This window comes from Natronococcus occultus SP4, assembly GCF_000328685.1.
Classification (GTDB): Archaea; Halobacteriota; Halobacteria; order Halobacteriales; family Natrialbaceae; genus Natronococcus; species Natronococcus occultus.
Map to the genome: position 1 here is coordinate 2,942,862 of NC_019974.1, position 19,752 is coordinate 2,962,613.

Below are 19,752 nucleotides of genomic sequence, written 5' to 3' on the forward strand. Positions count from 1 at the left end.
ACCGACCCACGTCGACGCTGTTTCCTGCAGGTAGCTCGTTGATACTCACCGCCGGCTAGAGCCCCGCTGTTACCAGACCTGGACGCCGGGCACCCCACACGACGCACAGACGACCGCCCAATTCCCCTTGTGGGTCCCGCGCTCGAGCGTCTCCGTCTCGCAGTACGCGCAGGTATCGCCTGCGAGCGTACTCAAGAGCCGGTCGGTCTCCGTTCGTGAGTTCAACATATATCGAACGACAATCCACTGAGACTACTGCCGTCTCCCGACCGGCGGCCAGCTGTGCGGTATCACCGTATCGACGACGCCGACCGACTGCCGGCAATACGGGGATGCCCACCGATGCGAGTCGAACGCAGTCGGCGCAACGAGATACCGCCCGATAGCAACGGCACAACACACGGCGTCGCCCCGTGTCGAGCAGCCCAGCGCGTCTCGGCGACGTGGTGTCGAGAGCCAGGACCGCGCGCCCGACAGCACGCTGTTGGCTTCGGAGCTGCACATGCGAGCGTGTCGGTACTGCCCAGGCTCGAGAGTCCCACACCACACTCGACGCAGTTGCTGTGACCCGTATCTCGACCAGCCCCGAGGACGGACGGGTCCCCGTCGCCGGTCGGTGTGCGGGGCGCCAGCCGCCAGCGAGGACGGGGAGCCACTCGCAGGCAGCGCCGGAACGGCCGGCTGTCGCCGCCGAGACACACTCCGGAGGGGAACGAGCAGGCGCAACTGCCGGTCGGTGACCGGCGCACGGCACGGTCGGCTCGCCATGGCTCGAAGACAGAACACAGCGATCCACCCGGTCGCGTGAGTGACAACGGCGGGAGGTCGGGGGGAGTGGGTGCTGACACACGTGTCGGCCTGATCGAGGGCCGACGCCACCGGCAGTGGATCGCCATCTCAACCCACGGGGGCGGGTCGGAAAAGGCGCGCTTTCGTGACAACTACTGCGGCCACCCCGGGTGGGTCGGCTGGCTGGTGGCATGTAGTGGCCCGCCGTCCCATCGACGGCCGAGCCGGTGACGCCCGGTCCATCGCTCACGAGCCGAGCGCCCGGCTGGCTCCCCACCGTCCTCGGACCGCGGCCGCCACCGACCGTCGGCGCCGCGAACGCATTGGGTGCCAAGAATATTTATTAAACGTAAATAATTGTTTTCGTCTAGATATGTCGACTTGTTCCAGCTACAGATCAGGGATGGAATTCTCCCAGGTCTCGAGCTGCATTTCGTACCGAATCTCCACGATATCGGTGGACATCACCCACGACTCGCCTCCGGGATCGGTCTCGGCGTCATTGAGTACCCCGTCGTGAGATCCTGCCAGCGGGGGTCTTCGAGAGTCTCTTGGACAGCCAGAAGAACAGCTCTACCGTCCGGATGGGACCCCAGCCACGTTTCAATGTTGACACCGAGGACGTCCTCGGCAAACTGCTCACAGACGTGAGACTGCCTGTACAGCACGCAAAACGCCGCGGCCCACTCGCGTGTCGACTCGACTGTCACGTTAGATCGCGTGTCCTCGCGGTAGAGATCGATGACCGACCGCGCGTCTTGGCGCTGCCGAGCAGCGTTCTCAGCCATCGGACTGGTCCTCCGTGGCGGCTTATGGCAGGTCGAGAACAGGCCGCGAACCCCTCCCGCTTGCTCAACCACAGGGTCTCAGTGAGGGCCGGATCCCCGAGGCTGCCGTCGGCCTCGAGGGGTCGTCCCACGTCGATGGCCGTGGCTGCCGTCGCGACGGGAACCCCCCATGCTCGAGCGCGTCGCTGCGGGCGAGGTCGTGCTCGCAGTAGCTCACCCCGGAGGGCCGCTCCGTGAGCCCCTCGAGGACGGCCGCGATGGGGGCGCCGAGTGCGGCGACCGCGGCCACCACGACGAGCTGGTCGCAGGCGGTCGGGCCGAGCTCGAGGACGACGCGCGGATCTCTGCCGGCGTTGGAGCCGGAGACGCGTCAGTCGTCGACGACGCGTTCGGCGGCCTCGGCGTGGCGGATGACGTGGGTCTCGTGGCGGAACCCGTCGGACACCCACCCGACCGACGGCAGCCCCGCCGTGCAGCGCCTGCTGTTCGCGTGTGGTGTCGGCGTCCTTGCGCTTTTGCGGGTGGCGTAGAGCGATTCCCGTGGAGCTGTGTGCATCCCTAGTTCGGCGAACCAACCGCTACGGCGAGGTGCTCGTTTACCGCTACCGTCTCTCCCCCGATTTGAGGTATCCCTGTTCGTTCCTCCCGAAGTGTCGTCGCGGGAACGAGCCCTCGGAACCTGTCCAAATAAACAAATACTATCAAAATTAATCAACACTATGCCAATCAGTATAGAATCGGATGAGTGGAACGAAAGCCCAAGCATCGATATTCTGGAGGTAGAGGTCGAGAGATTTCTCCGGAAGAATCCGGAGAAGGCGTACACAGTATCGGAAATCACAGACCATCTCACAGATGAGAAACCGACGGTGTTTCCTGAAAAACTACTTACTGATGAGAGAGACGCCGACTCATCTCGACTCGCGTTAGTCACATCTCGATTGGAAAAACTAGTCTGGCACAACCGCGTTGAAGCCCGTTCTCTTGACGGCCAGTTGTACTATACCGACGATGAAGATGGGTGGTTTCCGATAGCCGAACTAGAACGGGATATTCCGAGTCGGTTCATCGGAGTCGAGCAGGAGATCGAGGAAATAAAAGAGAGGTTAGATGGCCTACAGATGGTCCTTGAAAACCACGACCAGTTTCCCGATGAGTTCGACTTGCAATAGAGACGAACCATCACCAACCAGAGTACTACATTGGTGCCTGTACTGAACGGTCACTACAGAGTCGAAAAGGCATGTGGCGGCCGTGGAGAGCGACACGAGCAGAGATCGTGTCGCCGGTCGCGTCTCGGCTCCGTGTGGACCCCCCGGGCGTCGTCGAACCCGGTGCCCGACAGCGACCAACCCGTCGAGCCGGCGACGACACACAGCCGCGAGCCCGGGCTCTCGCAGAGCCTCAATTTAACCTAAATTGGCTGCACAATTAATATGAAAACGTTTTATTTTATCGCAGTTAGACGCTACTTCATGACGGAGAACAACCGCTGCCAGGGGAAGGGAGAGCCATCAACCGGGACCCACACGAGGGAGACGTGGTTCGATGCGATCTTCGCTGCCCTCAGCGACGCCCGGCGGCGATACGTCCTGTACTACCTCCGGAACGAAGCACAGGCCTCGGTGACCGACATCACTCGCCAGATCATCGCCTGGGAACACGGGGTTCCTGCCGAGGACGTCCCGGACGAGGTCGGTGCCGAGATCGAAACGCTGCTGGTCCACAGTCATCTCCCACAGCTGCGGAACGCACGGCTCGTCGACTACGACCAGCGATCCGAGCAGCTCGTCCGTCGTGACCTGCCGGAACTCGTCGAGAGCTGCCTCGAACACTGCGCGGCGCACGAGCTGCCTACCTGACGGCCTCCGACCCGCGGATCACGATCCGGCGATCGTCGACGGTGATCTCCAGCTCGTCGTACGCGAACGTAATCGTAGCGTCGGTCCCGCTCCTAATGAGCGTCTCGAGCGCGTCAGTCGGAACTGCCGCCGCCAGCGGTGGCAGCTCCGCCGGATCAGTCCCCCGCACAGCCGCGATCGCGTCGGCCACTGCGACCACGAGCGGTCTGTCCGGCGAATAGTCGGTCCGATACTCAGTTCGCTTTGTGTTGTCGGTCATGGTACTAATGGGATCCGCGTTCTACCACTCACTACCTCCAAATGGACTGAGCTGGTAAAAGTCACAGGTGCGTTTTCAGGCGCTGTGTCGTGACAACACCGTGAGGGAGAGAGCCAGCCCAGCTCACAGCCGAACGCCGGCTGCGGTTCGACACCCCGTTTCTCGCCCCGGTGGGTGGCGACTGGCTGGGAGTGCACGTCGTGTCCGTCCCGCATCTGGCGCTCCTCTAGGACATCGTCGGCACTCCCGCTCGTGGTGGTCGCGACGGTCGGGGTCCTGTTGGCGTTGACCGACGGCCGGCGCCAGCAGTTCGCGATGAGGCTGCCGGCCGTGGCTGTCGCGCCTGCAGTGATCGGGTTTCGCATGCGCGTCCAGGAACGTGGACGAGGACGTCCGTCGACGACCGGGCGGGGGGTCGAGGGCGTGTCGACGGGCTCGATCTTCCACCGTACGAACACCCACGGGTTTGCCCTGATGGTCGGGAGCCGCGCGGCGCTGTCTCAGCCGCCGTGGGGCAGTCTAGGGCTGGGCGCTCACGAGCTGGCTGCTGGCCTGACAGCAGGTCGCACCTGCGATGGCGGTTCGCGTCCCGAACGGCGCCCCACACGAGCACGAGCGGGGCGAGCAGTGGGTGCCGCGTGCGATGTCTGGGGCCTTTGCCAGGTGCGTCGCGTGGTTCGACGACGCGGTACGACCGAGGCCAGCGCATCGGAACGCTGTTTCACCGGCCCAACAAAGCGAGCGAAGCGGGCCCAAAGGGGAGAACAGCCGGCTTCGGTGCCGGGTGTGGTTTGCGTTGCGCCGGCGGCAATCAGGCGCTATCCCTTCTTGGCCTTCTTGCCGTACTGCTTGCGCTTTCGCGTATACTTCTCGTGTTTCTTCTTGTACTTCTTGTACTTCTTCTCGGCCGTTTTATGATACCGCTTATACTTCTCGTGTTTCTTCTTGTACTTCTTGTACTTCGTCTCGTGCTTCCGCTTCTGTTTGCACTTCTTCTCGTACTTCTTTCGCTTTTTCTTGTATTTCTTTTTCTTTTTCTTGTACGTCGCCGTTTTCTCCTCGAACTCCGCCCGCTTTTTCCTGTACTTCTCCTCCTTCTTCGCGAACTTCCTCTTCTTGCTCGCGTCCTTCCCGTCGTTTCTGTCCGTCTTCTGCTTCCGACAGCGCTTCGTCGTCTCTCCCTTGCGGTCCTTCTCCAGCCTTTTCCGCTTCCTCTTGAATTTCTTGTATTTCTTCTCGTGTTTCCTGGCTTTCTTCCCGAACTTCTTGTATTTCCGCTTCTGTTTCCTACACTTCTTCGCGTTCTCCCTCTTTTTGTACTTCTTATATTTATTTTTGTATTTCTCCTTTTTATCCTTGTATTTGTTATATTTCTTTTTGTGCTTTTCCTCCTTCTTCTTATATCTCTCGTGCTTTTTGCCGAGTTTGTCTTTCCGCTCGTCCTTTTTGTCGGGCTCGTCCTCCCGCTCGTCCTTGCGAGTCTCCTTTTCGTCCCGCGTCTTCTCGTGGTCGTTCTCGTCGTCACGGCCTGCACCAGCGACCGTAAAGCCACCAGCCGTCAGCGCGCCTGTAGCAGCCATCCCTTTCACATACGAGCGACGGCCGAGCCGGGACTGTTCGCCCCGTTCGTTTGCGTCGTCTGGTTGGTCCGTCATTGCAGTCCGGCAGATATTTCTGCTGTCTGTATTGTAGTGTGCAGACTACTATCCGCAGGACCAGACTACTCCCTCCCGTTCGCTCTCGCATCTCAGGTAATAAACCGCCTACCCGTCGCTTGCCAGTCCAGCCGGTTCCCGCTCTCGCTGCTGTTCGTGAGTCGCCCCTTCGACGCGCTCCCTGTTCTCGTCAGCGCGCCCCCGCCAGCCACGTGAGTGGCACTCACACCACGACTCGGCCCGCTCGACCGGCAGGTTGGATGGCGGGTCCTCGCGGTGGGGACCGACCGCGCGTCTTGGCGCTGCCGAGCAACGCTCTCAGCCACCGAACTGATCTCCCGTGGCGGCTTGTGGCAGTTCGAGGCCGTGGACCCCAGTCGTCGTCACACCGGCCGGCAACGCGAGTGACGCACGACGGCCGGGCGGCAACACACCACGACGTCGGACGCTCCGGAATCGTTAACCGATCCGCCCGAAAGGAACGAGTGAATGCGTCTCGGCGACCACTGGAAGCGACTCCTCACCCTCGGCCTGCTCGTGGGCGTTCTGTGTGGACTGTTCGTCTGGTACGGAACGGTCACGTACAACCCGGCACTGAACGACTATCCGACCGAGGACGACATCGCGCCGACGCCGGAGAGCTATGTCGGCGACCGTGTCACCCTCGGCGGCGAGGTCGTCGCGACCGAGCCCGTCGTCGCCGCCCTCGACACGGCGGACGGGCCCTGGCGCGTCACCCTCGCGGACGCGGACGCCGCTATCGTCCGTGGTGACGAGCCCGCGGTCGGCGAGCGGATCTCGGCCCACGGAACGCTCACCGACGCGAACACGCTCGCCACCGACCGGGCCTACACCCGTGAGCCCTGGGAGTGGCCCTACATGTACGCGATCTCGCTCGTCGGCGCGGTGTGGGTACTCGGCCGGGCGGTCACGGGCTGGCGGTTCGACCCCGATCAGCGCATGGTCGTCCCCCGCGAGCACCGGCTGGCGCTGGGGACGGTGCTTGCTTCGCCGTCGGTCCTGGTCTCGCCCGCCGGAACCGACGCGACACCGGACGGCGACGAGCCGGCGGATCCGGACGAGGCCGCGACGATCGGGGGTGAGCGCGATGGCTGAGCTGTTCACCCACATCCTCACCGCATACGTTCTCGCGACGCTGCTGTCGTGGCGCTACGAGTGGCTCACCCCGCAGTTCGTCACGGTGGCGATGGTCGGCGCGATGATCCCCGATCTCAACCGGCTGGAGCTCCTCCTCCCGGCCGACCTGCTCACGGCCGTCCTCGGGGTCCCGTTCGACTGGGGCGCGTTTCACGTCCTCGGGGGCTCGCTGGTGGCCGTGGCGATCGGAACGCTGCTGGCCCCACCAGCGTACCGCCGGCGCGCCGGCGCGCTCCTCCTGCTGGGGATGGCCTCCCACCACGCGCTCGATCTGCTCTTGCTCACCCCCTCGGGCTACGCCGACGCGGTCCGCTGGCCGATAACGGGCTCTCATCCGCCGTCGCCGGGTCTCTATCTGAGTACCGATCGCTGGCCGGCCCTCTGTAGCGCCGTCCTCGCCGCTGGTGTCTGGTATGCACGCTCTCAGCGGTGAGCTCACCGGCGCCCGTACTTGGTGTCAACTCGCGTCGGCAACCGTTATTCACGCCGCCGTCGAAGTGTGTGGTATGGCAACACGCGTACTCGTTCCGATCGACGACAGCGAGCAGTCGAGGGCCGCCCTCGACTTTGCCCTCGAGGAGTTCTCCGACGCGGCGCTCATCGCGATCCACGTGACCGATCCCGGCACGGTCTACGGAGCGACCGGGGTCGAGGCCGGGACGAAGACCAGCCCCGAGACCGGGACAGGGGTGAGAGACGACTACGAACGGATCCGCACCCATCGCGAGACCGAGGTGGAACGCCTCCTCGCGGACGCGCGGCGTCGGGCCGAGGCTGCCGGCGTCGCCCTCGAGACCGAGGCCCTCGTTGGTGACATCCCGAAGCGAATCATCGCCTCCGCTGAGGCCCACGACGTCGATCGGCTCGTCATCGGAAGTCACGGGCGGACCGGGGCGAGTCGGCTCCTCCTCGGGAGCGTGGCCGAAACGGTCGCCCGGCGGTCGCCGGTCCCGGTGACGATCGTCCGGTAACCGGGCTCGCCGACGACCGCGCGGGTCGGCGTCCGCACGGCGAGCCCGGCGTGTCGGTCCCAGCAACATATCCATCGGAATTTATACCTCAATAAAACTGATTCGTAGTGACAGTGGCATATCGATGAACGTCCAACAGCTACTCTGGGGGGACACACGGGAAGAGGCGACGATTCCGCTCTACGAGCCGGTTCTCGCGTTGCTGCCGATTATCGCGAGCCTCACGATCACGAGCTGGGCGCTCTCCCAGCGGGTCGGCTACATCGTTACGGGAACGACGCTGGTTGCCGTCTCGGCGTACGGGTTGTTCCACCCCGAGATTCGGCTGCAGTTCGAGTCGGTCTTTCTCGTGTTGCTCGGTGGCTACTGGCTCGGCCTGCTCGCACACTACGCCGTTGCCCCCCACACCGACCTCCTGCAGTACATCGTCGCCACACCGCTGGCGGTGGGTGCGCTGGTGGTCGTGCTGCCGACGCTGATCACTGGCCGCGAGCAGACGTTTACGATGGGCCTGACGCTCGTCGGGGTCGTGCTCGCAGTGATCGGGATCGGCATGCTCCTCCATGAGTTGCAGACGAGTGCGGACCTCTATCAGTCCGTCGGTGGCTCGGTGCTGGGGATCGAGGGGCTTCGGACGGCCTCGCTCTTCGAGACCCCGAGCGACTACGGGTTCGTAATGATGGTCGGCAGCCTCGCGGCGTTGTACACGGTCCTGGCCCGCCGCGGGGTGGTGTGGCTCGGCGCACTCGGGCTCTGTCTGGTAGGCTTTCTCCTGAGCGAGGGCAACGCCGCGTTCGTCGGTTTTACCGCCGGCGCAGTCCTCCTGGTGTCGGGGTTCGACCGCCGGTTCGGCGTTCTCGGGATCGGGCTCGCCATCGTCGGGGTCGCCGCCGTGACCCGGCTCGGCCACGTCGGCGCGGTGATGGAAACGACGCTGCTGACCCGCGTCGACCAGTGGGTCGCCTCGCTCGAACGTCTCGCCCAGGACCCGCTGCTGGGGATCGGCTTTGCGGATACCGCCGCCGAGATCGGTGAGTCCCGCGGCCCGCAGAACTCCTACATCTATCCCTTGTTGAACACGGGTCTCATCGCGGGCAACCTCTATCTGGGCGCGCTCGTCTACGCGCTGGGCCAGGGGATCCGCACGCGGTGGACTCCCTGGACCGCGTTCGTCGTCGGGCTTACGGTGGCGATCTTCCTGTATATGGGCTTCGAGTCGCTGTTCTTCGGTGGGTTCAGCCCCGCCTCGATCACCCTGGGGCTGTGTCTGGGCCTGTTGCTGTACTCGCCCGACGCTGACGGCCCGGTCACCGAACTGCGCTCGAAGTTCCAGGTTCGCTGATCGCCGTGACCACGGAGAGCGATTCCAAAAACCCGACGACCGCCGAGGCGGGGCTCCCCCGACTCCCGTTACTGCTCGGTCACAGCCACCCCCTCACCGCGTCGCAGAGGCGTCAGCCAGTGGGCAGCGGCGGTCGGCACCCCGACGTGGTCGTCCGTGGCCCCCTCAAACGCCCGGATTCGTCCCTCTCTGAGACCACCAGCCCGGGTGCGGCAGCGACAGCCTCGAACGAGTTGGACGCCGCGGTGTCGGTCTAACCGCCGTCGCCGTTCGGCGCGCGAGGCACCAGCCGCCAGCGAGGACGCAGGTCACGCCGGACAGCGCCGAAACGGCCGGCTGTCGTTGCCGAGGCCCACGCCAGAAGCAGGCGCAACTGCCGGTCGGTGCTCGGCCCACGGCACGGTCGCCTCGTCGCGGCTCGGAGCCGAAAACAGCGATCCACCCGGTCGTATGAGTGACAGCGGCGGGAGATGAGGGGGAGTGGTCTCTGACACACGTCTCGGCCTGGTCGAGGGCCGACGCCACCGGTAGTGGACCGCTATCTCAACCCACGGGGGGCGGTCGGAAAAGGGAAGCTTTTGTGACAAGTACTGCGGTCACCCCCGGAGCCGTGTCGGCAGCGTCCGCCGGTGGCCACCGGGCCGGGGGTCGAGACCGTCGGCGCCAAGTCCCCCTCGTGGACACCGGCGAGCGCCTCCCGCAGCGTCGCGTCGGAGCACGGCGGTCGGAAGCGGCGAGCAGTAGCACGTTCCCACTCCCGCTGGCTCACGAGCGGCTGTGCCGTTCGTACTGGGGATCGTGACTCCAGTATTGCTCAGCACACACAATATACCTCCTAGAGATCGAGAGTGAGATACGGACAGTTGGTTCTACTCCCCGAGACCGGCCGTAGGCAGCGTGGGGTCCCGAAAGGCGCTGTCGTCACGGAAGCCTTCCCGACGGCACCAGGCGGACAGCCCATCTGCTCCCAACACCGAGTGAGGTCGGAGTGGGGGAACAGCAGCTCGCAACTGTCGCTGCTGACGAGATGAATCCCCTTCAGGGCCGGCTAGCCGATCGCCAGCCGCGGGCACGAACACGTAGCCGAGACAGTGAACATCACCGAACGCCACCGGGCGGAGAACTGGCCTCGAGACGCGGACGCCAGTCCGGAGAGCGGCCGTTTCGCGGCGTTGCCTGGCTCTCTCCGAGCGAAGGCTCCGGACCGAGCCGTCCCCGGAACAGACTGGAGTTGTTTTCTGAAACTCCAGCAGAACTACGTGTCTATCTTTACAGAACCTGAAATAGGGGGCGGCCAGCGCCCACGGGTTCTCACAGCCGGCTGTCTCCTTTACTGGCGAAATGTTACTTTCATAGAGAGACCAGTATACATATAGGAACCCACCAGCATGTTCGGGTATGACCACGACACGGCCGACCGACCGGACGGTGCTGATCACCGGCGGCGCCGGCTTCATCGGCAGCCACCTCGCGAACGCACTCGTCGACGACAACGAGGTGCGGATCCTCGACGATCTGAGCTCGGGCACGCGAGCCACCGTCCCCGAGGACGCAACCCTCATCGAGGGCGACCTTCGTGACGAGGCCACGCGCGAGCGCGCCACCACCGGCGTCGATCTGATCTTCCACGAGGCGGCCCTCGTCAGCGTCCAGGGCTCGGTCGAGGATCCGCTGGGGAGCCACGCGATCAACGCGACGGCGACCCTCGAGCTACTCGAGGCCGCCCGCCGCGAGGACGCCCGGGTCGTGCTGGCCTCAAGTGCAGCGATCTACGGCCACCCGGAGGGGGTCCCGATCGCCGAGACCGACCCGAAGACGCCGGCCTCCCCCTACGGGATCGACAAGCTCTCGGTCGACCACTACGCCCGCCGGTACCACGAGCTCTACGGTCTCGAAACCGTTTCGCTGCGGTACTTCAACGCCTACGGGCCGGGCCAGACCGCCGGCGATTACAGTGGGGTGATCAGCGTCTTCTGCGACCAGGCGCTCGCCGACGAGCCACTGACGGTCCACGGCGACGGCGGCCAGACGCGGGACTTCGTCTTCATCGACGACATCGTCCAGGCGAACCTGCAGGCGGCCACCACCGATCAAGTGGGCGGGGCCTACAACGTCGGCACCGGAACCAGCGTCACGATCCGGGAGCTGGCCGAGGCGATCGTCGACGTGACGGGATCAAGCGCCGACATCACACACACGGAGGGCCGCGAGGGCGACATCCGACACAGTCGGGCCGATATCGCCGCCATTCGATCCGAACTCGGCTACGAGCCGACCGTCTCGCTCCGCGAGGGACTCGAGCGAACGGTCGAGTGGTACCGCCAGCACTAAGCAGCCGTCGGTAGCTCCGTCTCGACCGCTCCAGCAGAGTTGGAACTGACAGGGACAGCGTACCTGGGATGTCGAACCTGGTTCAGTTCTCGGGTCCGCTCACGTCGAGTTCGCCCTCGAGATACGAACGACCCCTTTCCGTACGCTGGTAGAGACCACTCTCACCTGATGCGAGGAGTCCGGCTTCAGCGAGCTGTCGACAGCGTTTGCTCAGGTACTGGCGGTCGTACTCGATAGTGGCTGCGAGCACCCGCGGGGAAACCCGGATAGCGTGCTCATCGAAGCAGAGCCTGCTCTCGTGATCAACGGGTGACCTCCAGGAAACCCGCTCTACCATCTGTTCGCAATCGGTGGTCGGAGGACAGAAAAATCAGTGACAGCTACGCCAAAAAGCTCGTCTCGCGGACGATCGACGCCGTGCTTGACCTCTCGAAGAACCACCTCGCGGTCCATCGGAAGTCCCAGCGCAAAAACGGCCTCTCCTACACGGAACGGCGGATCGTCCCCCCCGCCCCCGACCGACGCCGATACCCCGGGTGGGTCGTCCCCGATACCGGAGACAGCCGACATCCACGGAGCAAGCTAGGTCGGCCTCGAGAGTCCACATTCGACACGGGGCGACTACGCTCGAACGAGCACGCATCCGCTGGAAACCGAATCCATTCACGCCGAACGCAGCCAGTCCGACGGGGCGAGTGGCCGAGGGACCGTCCTCGATCGGTCGTCGTCGGTCGGGGCTCGAGACGCCTCTCGAAGGGGTGACCGAGGACACCAGCTGTCACCGGACCCATCCCTCTGTGCACCGATCGGTTCCGACAGACACGCGATCGAAAAACAGATCCGCGGCGGACGCAGCCGCCATCTGACGCGAGAGAGCTCTCACGACTCGTCGACAGAGCCGACGGCCCCACGACTCACACTCTGACTCGGCCACGTTAGCGAACTGCTGTCCTCCCACGACTGCAGTCGTGGGGTGCCCGTCACAGACGGGGGCCCACGGGTGGGGCGGGTCGCGGGTCCGCTCGCTCCGCGTCCGAGAGCGACCCCCGTTTGGGGTCGCGCCAGGACGACCCCCGGGCGAGAGAGCGGGCTTCATCTACCCCGGTAGGGTGCGTCTCCGTCTCTCGACCTCGGTACGCGAACGTCCGGTTCGAGGGCGCGTCAAGCGTACGCGCTGTTCGGCGGTAATGGACAGTACTCCTGTACGCCCTCACCCGAGCCGGTAGCCACGGAAATCGCCTCGTGACTCGAGACACGATCGAGCGCCCACTCGAGTAGAACGTACACGAAACCGAGGCTCTGCCACGTCAGGAGGGTGATGGAAGCACACGAACTCCACTCTTCTCCCCGCCAGCGCTGGATGAAGCATACAAACGGTACTCCCCTCCTCCCTCTGTAACCGACATACGGTGAGCCGAAAAGCACACGACATGTACTCTCCCCCGGTGGCCCTCGTCGGCCCCGCTCACGTCCAGCGCGTTGACGATCGCCGCCCGGTAAACGATCGAGTGTGAGGGACGGAAGCTACGCTTTTGGGCAGCGCTCTGTCAGAGCACACGAAATCTACTCTCCCTCAGTACCAGAGACACCGATCGACTCGCCGGCGTCCCGTCGTCGGTGGACGGCAGCTCCCGCACCCTGGCGCCAACCGCACTAGGTACGATACACGACCGCGGCACCAGGACGTGGGCCGGCCGCCGGCGACACGCTGGTTGCCACGCCACTACGCGCCGCTCAGTCGTCGGCTGGCAGCATCGCCGACTGGGCGTCGCTGTCGGCGTCGAGTGCGCCGACGAGGTACTTGACCGCGTTGCCAAGGACCGTCTCTGCGTCCTCGGAGTAGTCGCTCCCGGTCACGTCACCGCTCGTGGCAAAGCTCGAGAGCAGGACGGTGCTTTTCCCGTCGTCGATGCCGACGCCACCGCCACCGCTGATCTGGTGGGCGTGGATCTCGCCGACGACGTCACCATCGTAGCCGTCGAACCAGCTGCGGTCGGGGTGGTGTGCGTCGTGGATCTGGAACGAGTCGCCGTCGTCCCCGACGCCGTCGAAGATCGGATGGTCCGCGACGATCTCGAGTTCCGGGTTGGATCCGGGGCCCCCACCGCGGCCGTCGTCGGTCGTCTCGGGGTTGCCAAGGACGTCGGCTTTCGCAGCGATCCCCTCGAGGCGACCCCACTGGTCGAGCCAGACGACGTTGGTCTCCGCATCAGCCGTATACTCGTCGAACGCCTCGACGAAGTCCGTCTCCATGCTGTTGACGACGTACGTGGTGTACTCTCCCGCTTCGGCGGCGTCGACGGCTTCCGCGCCCGTGAGCAGGTCGATCTCCTCGTCGAGCTCCAGCTGGTCGTCGAGCCGCGAGACGAGATCGGCGCCGGTACCCGACGGGATCCCGGGCTGCTCGTCGTTGACGACCGCCGGCGCCAGTTCCCAGTCGTCGTCTTCGGGCGCCGCGGCGTAGGCGACCGCGTTGGCGACGATCGCCAGCGCGTCGTCGGTCAGCTCGTCCGGGCCGACCCAGCCGATCCCGATCGCTGTCAGGAGCACGTCGCTGCGCTCCTCGTCGACGGCGAAGGCGTTGGCCTCGTCGGCCGCCTCGGCGTAGACGTCGGCGTCGGTGTCGCCGAAGGAGGCGCCGTCGCCCCAGGTGTCGGTGTGGATCTCGACCTCGTCGCCGGGCTCGGCGACGTCATCGAGGATCTCGTGGGGCTCGGTGATCTCCCAGGTCGCCAGGTTGGTCCCCGTCGTCACGCTGTCCGGATCGTCGATGAGCTCCGCCCGCGGGCTGAGTGTGTCCGGGCCGAGGTTCTGGGCCGTGTAGATCGTGCCGATCTCGGCCGTGGCCTCGTACCACTCGTCGGAGTCGAGCCCGTGGACGAAGTAGGCGTCGTACGCCTCGATGTCCTCGAGTGCCTCGCTGGAATCGACGTGCTCGACCTCGTAGACGTCGGCGAGCTCGTCCTCGAGGAGGGCCACCCAGTCGTCGCCGTAGCCTTCGGTGTCGTCGATGACGGCGACCTCGATCAGCTCCTCGACGACCTGTGTCGGCCCGGTCGTCAGGCTGGTCGTTTCGCCGGCGCCGTCGAACGTGTGCTCGAGTTCGACATCGCCGCTGGTGTCGGCGTCCGTCTCGACACTGACCGCGACCTCCCCGATTCCGCCGTCGAGGGCGACCGGCTCGCCGAGGGTGGCGTCCTCGCCGTCGACGGTAAGCGCGAGGTCGCCGCCGTAGCCGCCCGTGTTCGAGACCGTAACGGTCTCGGGATGTGCCGCATGGAGCGTCGTCGTGATCGTCTCGCCGCCCTCGATGATCGTCGGCTGGTCGGCGACCACCTCGGCGGCCAGCGCAGCGGGCAGTTCGAAGTCCTGTTCGGCGGTACCACCGTCTGGCACCGACACGTCGTGGCTGACCGCCTCGTACCCGAACGCCTCGGCCGTCACGGTCGTGTCGCCGGCTTCCGCGAGCACGTCGTAGCCGCCGTCGGCGTCGGTCTGTGTCGAGGTGCCGGGATCCGCGACCGTGACGTCGGCACCCTCGATCGGGCTGTCGTCGGTGTCGGTAACGGTGCCGGTGACACTCTGATCGAGGGCGACCTGCTGGGTCGCCTCCAGGGCGTCGATGACGCCGTGACCGTACTCCGCGTTCGGATCCTCGCTTGGTGCCTGCTCGGGCTGCCACGCGGTGTCGACCATCGTCTCCTCGAACCACTCCCGATCGAGATCACCGCTCGCCGAGACCATCAGCGCAAAGGCACCGGCCTTGTGTGGCTGGGACATCGACGTGCCAGAGATCTCTGCGTACTCATCGGGGTACAGGCTGAGCACGTCGACGCCGGCCGCAGAGGCGGTGGGAGTGACGTACTCGTCGGCCCAGTAGTCCGGGATCTCCTCGGGATCATCGAAGAACTCCTCGGGCTCGATCCACTCGCCGACGGCGAACTCCGCGAGGTCGTAGTTCTCGTCGATCGCCTGGCTGCCGAACGACGAGTAGAACGCCCCCGGCGTCGAGAGGCTGTTGTTGCCGTTGGATGCCGAGAGGATGACGCCGGCGTCGGCGATATGCTCCGTGGCCTCGAGGGTGACCGTATCCGACGGCGAGCCACCGAGGCTCATCCCGATGATGTCCGCGGTGGTCTCGTCGACGGCCCACTCCATGCCAGCGATGATCTGATCGAAGGTGCCGCCGCCGAGTGCGTCGAGCACCTTCCCGTGCCACAGCTCCGCGTCGGGAGCGACGCCGTAGGCGGGGACGTCGCCATCGGGCTCCAGCGGGCCGGCGGTCGTGCCGGCCACGTGGCTGCCGTGGCCGTTGTCGTCGAAGGGGTCGGAGTCGATCGGGTTGCCGTCGCCGTCGAACTCCTGCCAGTTGTCCGAGTCGAACGCCGCGAAGTCCGGGTGGTCGGCGTTGATCCCGGTGTCGAGGACTGCGACCTCGGCACCCGCCCCGGTGACGTCGAGTTCGTCCCACACCTCGGGGACGTTGAGTTGGTCGAGGCCGTAGGTGACGTCGTCCGCGCTCGTACTGGCGTCGGTCACCGACGCCGGCTCCGGAAGCTGGTAGTCGACGTTGCGGTGGACCCACCGAACGGATGGCCAGCTGGCGAGGTCGTCCGGCCTGATCTCGTCGGTGCGGACCTTCAGCACGATCGCGTTTGCGAGCCAGAACGTGTTCGCGACACGAACCTCGTCGAGTGCCTCGGCTCGCCGGTGAAGCTCTTCCTGAGTCGCCTCGGCGTGTGCTTGGAGTTGGGAGACGACCTCGTCTCGCCCGACGTCCTGAAGTTGGGCCCGATCGAGTCGCTCGAGCCGGAGGACGACCTTGACCATCTCGTTGTCCGCCCACAGGTCGGCAAGCGCCGAGTCGACCGCCGGGTTATCCGCGTCCTGTGGGGTCACGTCCCGCGCGGCGACACCCGCGGTCGCCCCACCGATAACGCCGGCCGCGCCGAGCCCCTTGAGTACTGTGCGTCTCTCGAATCCGCTCTTGTCGTGATCACTCATGGTAGACGCCGGTAGCTACGGCTTCCCACGGCGCACCCTCCGAGGCGCGTTCTCCGATTGGGAATGTAACATACCAGCGGTGAACATTATTCTATTCTTTGGTATAGTTCTTAGGGAATTAACAACAGGAGAATTTATATTTAGCAGTTATAAATACTTCTCTTGGCAATAAAGAGTATGGAATCAATAATCGACCGACGGCGGAGGGGGAGAAGGTTTCTATTCCAATAGGTTATTATGTTATTGTTTTTAGCGAATAATATTATATTCGGAGCAGGCGCAGTACCACGGCCTGCAGAGCGTGGAGCCGCGCCGTCACGTACTGTCACCTTCTACCGAGAGCGTCAGCGTCGGGTTCCACGTATTGGAGACTGCTGTGCTCGGCGAGCACTGCCGTCCGCCGGCGTTCACCGCGCCCATCGAAACCGACGCGTCCGCTCGCGCTGTCCCCACAGCATCTCGACGCGCTGCTCGAGGCGATCGTCTTCCGGTGGCAGCCGCCGATGGTTCGTTCGAACGGGTCCGATACGCCAGAGTCCGCCGGGTGTGACGCCCGGTAGGCGCTGTGCCGCGGCCCCGGACACTCTTATCCCCTCGGATCACAGGTAGCGATAATGACCACCGACGCGACAGCGCGGCGCCACCGGCTGACACCACCCGTCGATCTCCGGGCGGCGCTCGGCTCGCTGGGGATCGAGCATCTCGTCGTCAACCGGACACGGCTGTTCGTCATCTTCGGGACCGCCGTCCTCGACTGTCGGGTCCGGCAGGGCGATCTCGCGTCCGCAAGCGAGGTCGCGCTCGCGGTGCTCGACGGCCCGTCCCGGTCAACCGAGACCGGCGCCGCCCTCCGGGACCGGTTGCTGGCACAGCTGGCACCCACGGGGGGATCGGACCAGGGTGGCGACGCCGGCCACTGACCGCCACGTAGCGATCTCGTGGCGAGGCTCACCTGACCACTGCAGCGTTCCGGTCAGCGACGACGATACACGCCGCGGACGCTATCGTCGAACGCGGCCCACAGGCGTTTCGATCGCGGGTGATCGACCGTTGCAGTCGCCACCGAAAACCCGGCCCGGTCCGAACGGCCCCCTAGGGTCCGCCGTCTCACCGGCCAGACGGAGGCTCTCAGGCTCGGCGGTTACGACGCGCGTCGAGGCGGCGATCAGGGGGCGCCGACGCGCTAGTCTGGCCGGCAGTCGGACTCGTCGAGGACGGTAAACGTGTCCCGGAACGCCCTGTACCGGTCCTCGACCAGGCTGTCGAGCGTCACCCAGTCGTCGTCTCCGCGTTCGATACCGAAGCCGTCGTTGACGAACTGCTCGAGGTCGTCGGGCTGTGCTTGCTCGAGGACCTCGCTTGTCGCCGCACGCACGTTGTCGGCGTAAAAATGGGGTCCGAACCAGATCTCGAGGTCGACCCCGAGGTGGTGCTCGGCGAACCGGTCGTAGGCGTGGTACTGCGTGTAGAGATCGACCGTCAGCAGCGTGATTCGGTCGGGCCGCTCGCGGGCGCGCTCGAGCGCGGCCTCGGAGAGCCCGTCGTCGCGTTCGTGATCGATCACCAGGACGGCCCGGTGGTGCTCGCGGAGGCGGGCCCGCTGGAGCAACGTCGTGTGGAGATCGTACAACGCGACCTGCCTGGCGTTGGCCGCGATCCGGAGTGATTCGATGAACGTGCGGTCGAGTCCACGATACCCCCTGACCGGACAGCTCTCGTAGAGGCGCTCAACCCACCGATCGAGGCCGGCGGCCTCGGCCTCCAGCACGAGCTGGATGCGCTCCAGCGGCTCGAGGTCGGCGAGGACCTCCTCGGTGAACTCGTCGAACTCACGCTCGATGTCTCGTTTCGTCATGGGTCTCGGAGATCGAGAACGCGGTTGACAAGGTCGGCGTCCTCGTGGAGTTGGTCGATGTCCTCGTCTTTCAGGAGCCGACGATACTGGCCGGTGAGATAGCCGAACGTCCGGATCCACTTGATCTGCAGGTGCTGTTCCTCGAGCGAGTCGGCCTCGCCCGGCTCGATATGCTTATGAGTCGTCTTGATCGTCTCCTCGAGGAGCTCGAGGATCTCTTCTCGATCGGTCTGGTCGGTTTGTTCGATTTCGTTCATACGTTGTATCGGTCGCCGACAGCGCCGACGTGCTCGACTGAGCCGACAGTGGTCCGTCGCTCGCTGTCGGGTGATATAAGCTGTATGTGCCGCTGCCGACATTACTATATACTATATAAATCGAGAGTTTCAGCAATTATCCGAAAATGAACGGTATGAGGGCCGGTAGCGGCGGTATTCCGTATATGGAGTGGGTGTTTCTGAGGTAAAAATCTACCGGGAGATGACAATCTCGAGATAGGTCGAGTCGGTCGCGTACTCGGTGACCGCTTCGTGGACCCACTGCGGGTCGAACGTCGTCTCGATCCGTTTCTGTCTGCCGCCCCGGCCCTTCGATTCGATCCACGTCTCGACGAGCCCCATCGTCTCGAGGTCGGTGACGATGGTTTGAATAGTACGTGAGCCGAGCTGTAACTCCTCGGGGTGGCGGTCCCGGTGGAGATAGTCGTGGATCTCGCCCGTCGTAACGGGCTGTTTGATCCCGTCGGCGCCGTTCCAGGCAGTGCTCCCCGTCAGCACCAGAAAATGATTGACCGGGAGATCACACAGTTTCTCGATGGTCGCCGCCTTCTCGGTCGTCCCAAGGGTCGCGTCGATGCAGTCGATCGTCAGCCAATTGCGCCCGCACTCGCTTGCGTGCTCGCCGGCCTGGCGGAACAGCCGCAGCGCCTTCCGAGCGTCGCCCCACCGCCGGGCGGCCTCGCGGACGCCGTACTCAAAGACAGCGTCGGGCACCGCCCCGTCCCGGAACGCCCGCGCGAGACGTGGCTCAAGGACTACTCTCAGCTCGCGTTCGCCGTACGGCGGGAAGCAGACCGCCTCGTCGCTCATTGCGCTCTCGACGCGGCTGTCCAGGTGGAGATCGACCTCGAGTAGTTCGTTGCTCACCGGCCACACCGAGAGGTCGATCCCCCGTTTCAGCTTCCCCTCGCCGCGCAGCAGCCGGTAGAAGAAGTCGTTGGGGTCGTAGTTCGCGTCGTGGCGGATGTGGTCGATCTCGTCCAGGATCAACACGGTCCAGTCGGGGTAGTCCTCGAGCGCGGTCCAGATGCCCGCGAACACGCCGTCCAACCCCTCGTAGGCGCCTTTCTTCTCACCGGTGAGTTCGGCGAGGATCTCGTTGGCCGCGCTGAACAGCGTCCGGCACTCCTTGAGGTTGACGTACTCGACGGCGACCGCGTCGGTGCGGGCGGCGAACTCCCGGGCGACCCGTCTCGTCGTCAGCGTCTTGCCCGTCCCCGGTGGGCCGTAGATCGCGACCGTCGGCGGGAGGTAGCCGTCGTGGACGCCGTTGAGCAGCCGCGCCAGCTCGCGTTCCTGGTCCTTGCGGGCGTGGATCTCCGGAGGGTCGGCGAGCGGATCGAGGACGCCCTTGTCGATGAAGGGGCTGTCGTCGGGCGCCGTCGCGGCGAAGAGGTCGTCGTACTTGCTCATCACGTGGTCGGCGAGAGTAGCCGTGGACCACTTATGAATCCATCCTT

18 protein-coding genes and 1 pseudogene are annotated in these 19,752 nt (G+C 64.9%); 9 read left to right on the plus strand and 10 right to left on the minus strand.

What is annotated here, in order from left to right; translation table 11 throughout:
• Positions 1-69: 69 nt before the first annotated feature.
• The 3 genes from NATOC_RS23085 to NATOC_RS21970 form a co-directional block, all read right to left on the minus strand.
• Positions 70-228, minus strand: coding sequence for an HVO_A0556 family zinc finger protein (locus tag NATOC_RS23085; RefSeq protein ID WP_015322223.1), 159 nt, complete (start codon positions 226-228; stop codon positions 70-72).
• A gap of 1,025 nt (positions 229-1,253) precedes the next feature.
• Positions 1,254-1,577, minus strand: a complete 324-nt coding sequence (locus tag NATOC_RS14550; RefSeq protein ID WP_015322224.1) for a hypothetical protein — start codon at positions 1,575-1,577, stop codon at positions 1,254-1,256.
• Positions 1,578-1,947: 370 nt separating this feature from the next.
• A complete protein-coding gene (locus NATOC_RS21970; RefSeq protein WP_015322225.1) occupies positions 1,948-2,133 on the minus strand; it encodes a hypothetical protein in 186 nt (61 codons plus the stop codon).
• Between the two features lie 163 nt (positions 2,134-2,296).
• Between NATOC_RS21970 and NATOC_RS14560 the strand changes: the two genes are divergently transcribed.
• Together NATOC_RS14560 and NATOC_RS14565 are read left to right on the plus strand one after the other, a co-directional pair.
• Positions 2,297-2,749: a hypothetical protein gene (locus NATOC_RS14560; protein WP_015322226.1), complete on the plus strand. Its 453-nt coding sequence runs from the start codon at positions 2,297-2,299 to the stop codon at positions 2,747-2,749.
• 303 nt (positions 2,750-3,052) lie between these two features.
• A complete protein-coding gene (locus tag NATOC_RS14565; RefSeq protein ID WP_015322227.1) occupies positions 3,053-3,439 on the plus strand; it encodes a DUF7344 domain-containing protein in 387 nt (128 codons plus the stop codon).
• On the opposite strand, the gene NATOC_RS14570 is transcribed toward NATOC_RS14565, so the two are convergent.
• Both NATOC_RS14570 and NATOC_RS14575 read right to left on the minus strand, forming a co-directional pair.
• Positions 3,432-3,698, minus strand: a complete 267-nt coding sequence (locus NATOC_RS14570; protein ID WP_015322228.1) for a HalOD1 output domain-containing protein — start codon at positions 3,696-3,698, stop codon at positions 3,432-3,434. The genes NATOC_RS14565 and NATOC_RS14570 overlap by 8 nt on opposite strands.
• 818 nt (positions 3,699-4,516) lie before the next feature.
• Positions 4,517-5,353 (minus strand): hypothetical protein, encoded by an 837-nt coding sequence (locus NATOC_RS14575; RefSeq protein WP_015322229.1) that lies wholly within the window; start codon positions 5,351-5,353, stop codon positions 4,517-4,519.
• 489 nt (positions 5,354-5,842) lie between these two features.
• Here NATOC_RS14575 and NATOC_RS14580 point away from each other — a divergent pair, with 489 nt between their 5' ends.
• The 5 genes from NATOC_RS14580 to NATOC_RS14605 all read left to right on the plus strand — a co-directional run bounded on the left by NATOC_RS14580 (position 5,843) and on the right by NATOC_RS14605 (position 11,155).
• A complete protein-coding gene (locus NATOC_RS14580) occupies positions 5,843-6,469 on the plus strand; it encodes a hypothetical protein (protein WP_015322230.1) in 627 nt (208 codons plus the stop codon).
• On the plus strand, positions 6,462-6,944 hold the full coding sequence (locus NATOC_RS14585; protein WP_015322231.1) for a metal-dependent hydrolase: 483 nt from the start codon (positions 6,462-6,464) through the stop codon (positions 6,942-6,944). The genes NATOC_RS14580 and NATOC_RS14585 overlap by 8 nt, the downstream gene beginning before the upstream one ends.
• Before the next feature lie 73 nt (positions 6,945-7,017).
• Positions 7,018-7,482 (plus strand): universal stress protein, encoded by a 465-nt coding sequence (locus tag NATOC_RS14590; RefSeq protein WP_015322232.1) that lies wholly within the window; start codon positions 7,018-7,020, stop codon positions 7,480-7,482.
• Between the two features lie 124 nt (positions 7,483-7,606).
• On the plus strand, positions 7,607-8,824 hold the full coding sequence (locus NATOC_RS14595) for an O-antigen ligase family protein (protein ID WP_015322233.1): 1,218 nt from the start codon (positions 7,607-7,609) through the stop codon (positions 8,822-8,824).
• A 1,398-nt stretch (positions 8,825-10,222) separates the two neighbouring features.
• The gene (locus NATOC_RS14605) at positions 10,223-11,155 is read left to right on the plus strand and encodes an NAD-dependent epimerase/dehydratase family protein (protein ID WP_015322234.1); all 933 of its coding nucleotides are present in this window, start codon (positions 10,223-10,225) and stop codon (positions 11,153-11,155) included.
• Positions 11,156-11,237: 82 nt separating this feature from the next.
• Here NATOC_RS14605 and NATOC_RS14610 read toward each other — a convergent pair whose 3' ends face one another.
• On the minus strand, positions 11,238-11,492 hold the full coding sequence (locus tag NATOC_RS14610; protein WP_049888795.1) for a hypothetical protein: 255 nt from the start codon (positions 11,490-11,492) through the stop codon (positions 11,238-11,240).
• Positions 11,493-11,524: 32 nt separating this feature from the next.
• Between NATOC_RS14610 and NATOC_RS22900 the strand changes: the two are divergent.
• Positions 11,525-11,741: pseudogene (locus NATOC_RS22900) on the plus strand (hypothetical protein); the annotation flags it as partial.
• A gap of 1,148 nt (positions 11,742-12,889) precedes the next feature.
• Here the strand turns inward: NATOC_RS22900 and NATOC_RS14615 are convergent.
• Positions 12,890-16,159 carry a S8 family serine peptidase gene (locus tag NATOC_RS14615; protein ID WP_015322235.1) on the minus strand — a complete coding sequence of 1,090 codons (3,270 nt, stop codon included), beginning with the start codon at positions 16,157-16,159 and terminating at the stop codon, positions 12,890-12,892.
• A gap of 614 nt (positions 16,160-16,773) precedes the next feature.
• On the opposite strand from NATOC_RS14615, the gene NATOC_RS14620 reads away from it, so the two are divergent.
• Positions 16,774-17,079: a hypothetical protein gene (locus NATOC_RS14620; protein ID WP_015322236.1), complete on the plus strand. Its 306-nt coding sequence runs from the start codon at positions 16,774-16,776 to the stop codon at positions 17,077-17,079.
• A gap of 263 nt (positions 17,080-17,342) precedes the next feature.
• Here NATOC_RS14620 and NATOC_RS14625 read toward each other — a convergent pair whose 3' ends face one another.
• From NATOC_RS14625 to NATOC_RS14635, 3 genes are all read right to left on the minus strand, one after another.
• Complete coding sequence (locus NATOC_RS14625) at positions 17,343-18,014, minus strand: hypothetical protein (protein ID WP_015322237.1); 672 nt, start codon at positions 18,012-18,014, stop codon at positions 17,343-17,345.
• Positions 18,011-18,271, minus strand: a complete 261-nt coding sequence (locus tag NATOC_RS14630) for a hypothetical protein (protein ID WP_015322238.1) — start codon at positions 18,269-18,271, stop codon at positions 18,011-18,013. Before NATOC_RS14630 ends, NATOC_RS14625 begins: the two co-directional genes overlap by 4 nt.
• A 213-nt stretch (positions 18,272-18,484) precedes the next feature.
• Positions 18,485-19,705: a Cdc6/Cdc18 family protein gene (locus tag NATOC_RS14635; protein WP_015322239.1), complete on the minus strand. Its 1,221-nt coding sequence runs from the start codon at positions 19,703-19,705 to the stop codon at positions 18,485-18,487.
• Positions 19,706-19,752 lie beyond the last annotated feature (47 nt).

Bases quoted from the DNA above. Each gene is read 5' to 3' on its own strand.
- NATOC_RS14550 (WP_015322224.1), bottom strand. From the start codon at position 1,577: ATGGCTGAGAACGCTGCTCGGCAGCGCCAAGACGCGCGGTCGGTCATC.
- NATOC_RS14560 (WP_015322226.1), top strand. From the start codon at position 2,297: ATGCCAATCAGTATAGAATCGGATGAGTGGAACGAAAGCCCAAGCATC.
- NATOC_RS21970 (WP_015322225.1), bottom strand. From the start codon at position 2,133: ATGCACACAGCTCCACGGGAATCGCTCTACGCCACCCGCAAAAGCGCA.
- NATOC_RS14615 (WP_015322235.1), bottom strand. From the start codon at position 16,159: ATGAGTGATCACGACAAGAGCGGATTCGAGAGACGCACAGTACTCAAG.
- NATOC_RS14585 (WP_015322231.1), top strand. From the start codon at position 6,462: ATGGCTGAGCTGTTCACCCACATCCTCACCGCATACGTTCTCGCGACG.
- NATOC_RS14605 (WP_015322234.1), top strand. From the start codon at position 10,223: ATGACCACGACACGGCCGACCGACCGGACGGTGCTGATCACCGGCGGC.
- NATOC_RS14590 (WP_015322232.1), top strand. From the start codon at position 7,018: ATGGCAACACGCGTACTCGTTCCGATCGACGACAGCGAGCAGTCGAGG.
- NATOC_RS14620 (WP_015322236.1), top strand. From the start codon at position 16,774: ATGACCACCGACGCGACAGCGCGGCGCCACCGGCTGACACCACCCGTC.
- NATOC_RS14580 (WP_015322230.1), top strand. From the start codon at position 5,843: ATGCGTCTCGGCGACCACTGGAAGCGACTCCTCACCCTCGGCCTGCTC.
- NATOC_RS23085 (WP_015322223.1), bottom strand. From the start codon at position 228: ATGTTGAACTCACGAACGGAGACCGACCGGCTCTTGAGTACGCTCGCA.
- NATOC_RS14625 (WP_015322237.1), bottom strand. From the start codon at position 18,014: ATGACGAAACGAGACATCGAGCGTGAGTTCGACGAGTTCACCGAGGAG.
- NATOC_RS14635 (WP_015322239.1), bottom strand. From the start codon at position 19,705: ATGAGCAAGTACGACGACCTCTTCGCCGCGACGGCGCCCGACGACAGC.
- NATOC_RS14630 (WP_015322238.1), bottom strand. From the start codon at position 18,271: ATGAACGAAATCGAACAAACCGACCAGACCGATCGAGAAGAGATCCTC.
- NATOC_RS14610 (WP_049888795.1), bottom strand. From the start codon at position 11,492: ATGGTAGAGCGGGTTTCCTGGAGGTCACCCGTTGATCACGAGAGCAGG.
- NATOC_RS14570 (WP_015322228.1), bottom strand. From the start codon at position 3,698: ATGACCGACAACACAAAGCGAACTGAGTATCGGACCGACTATTCGCCG.
- NATOC_RS14595 (WP_015322233.1), top strand. From the start codon at position 7,607: ATGAACGTCCAACAGCTACTCTGGGGGGACACACGGGAAGAGGCGACG.
- NATOC_RS14575 (WP_015322229.1), bottom strand. From the start codon at position 5,353: ATGACGGACCAACCAGACGACGCAAACGAACGGGGCGAACAGTCCCGG.
- NATOC_RS14565 (WP_015322227.1), top strand. From the start codon at position 3,053: ATGACGGAGAACAACCGCTGCCAGGGGAAGGGAGAGCCATCAACCGGG.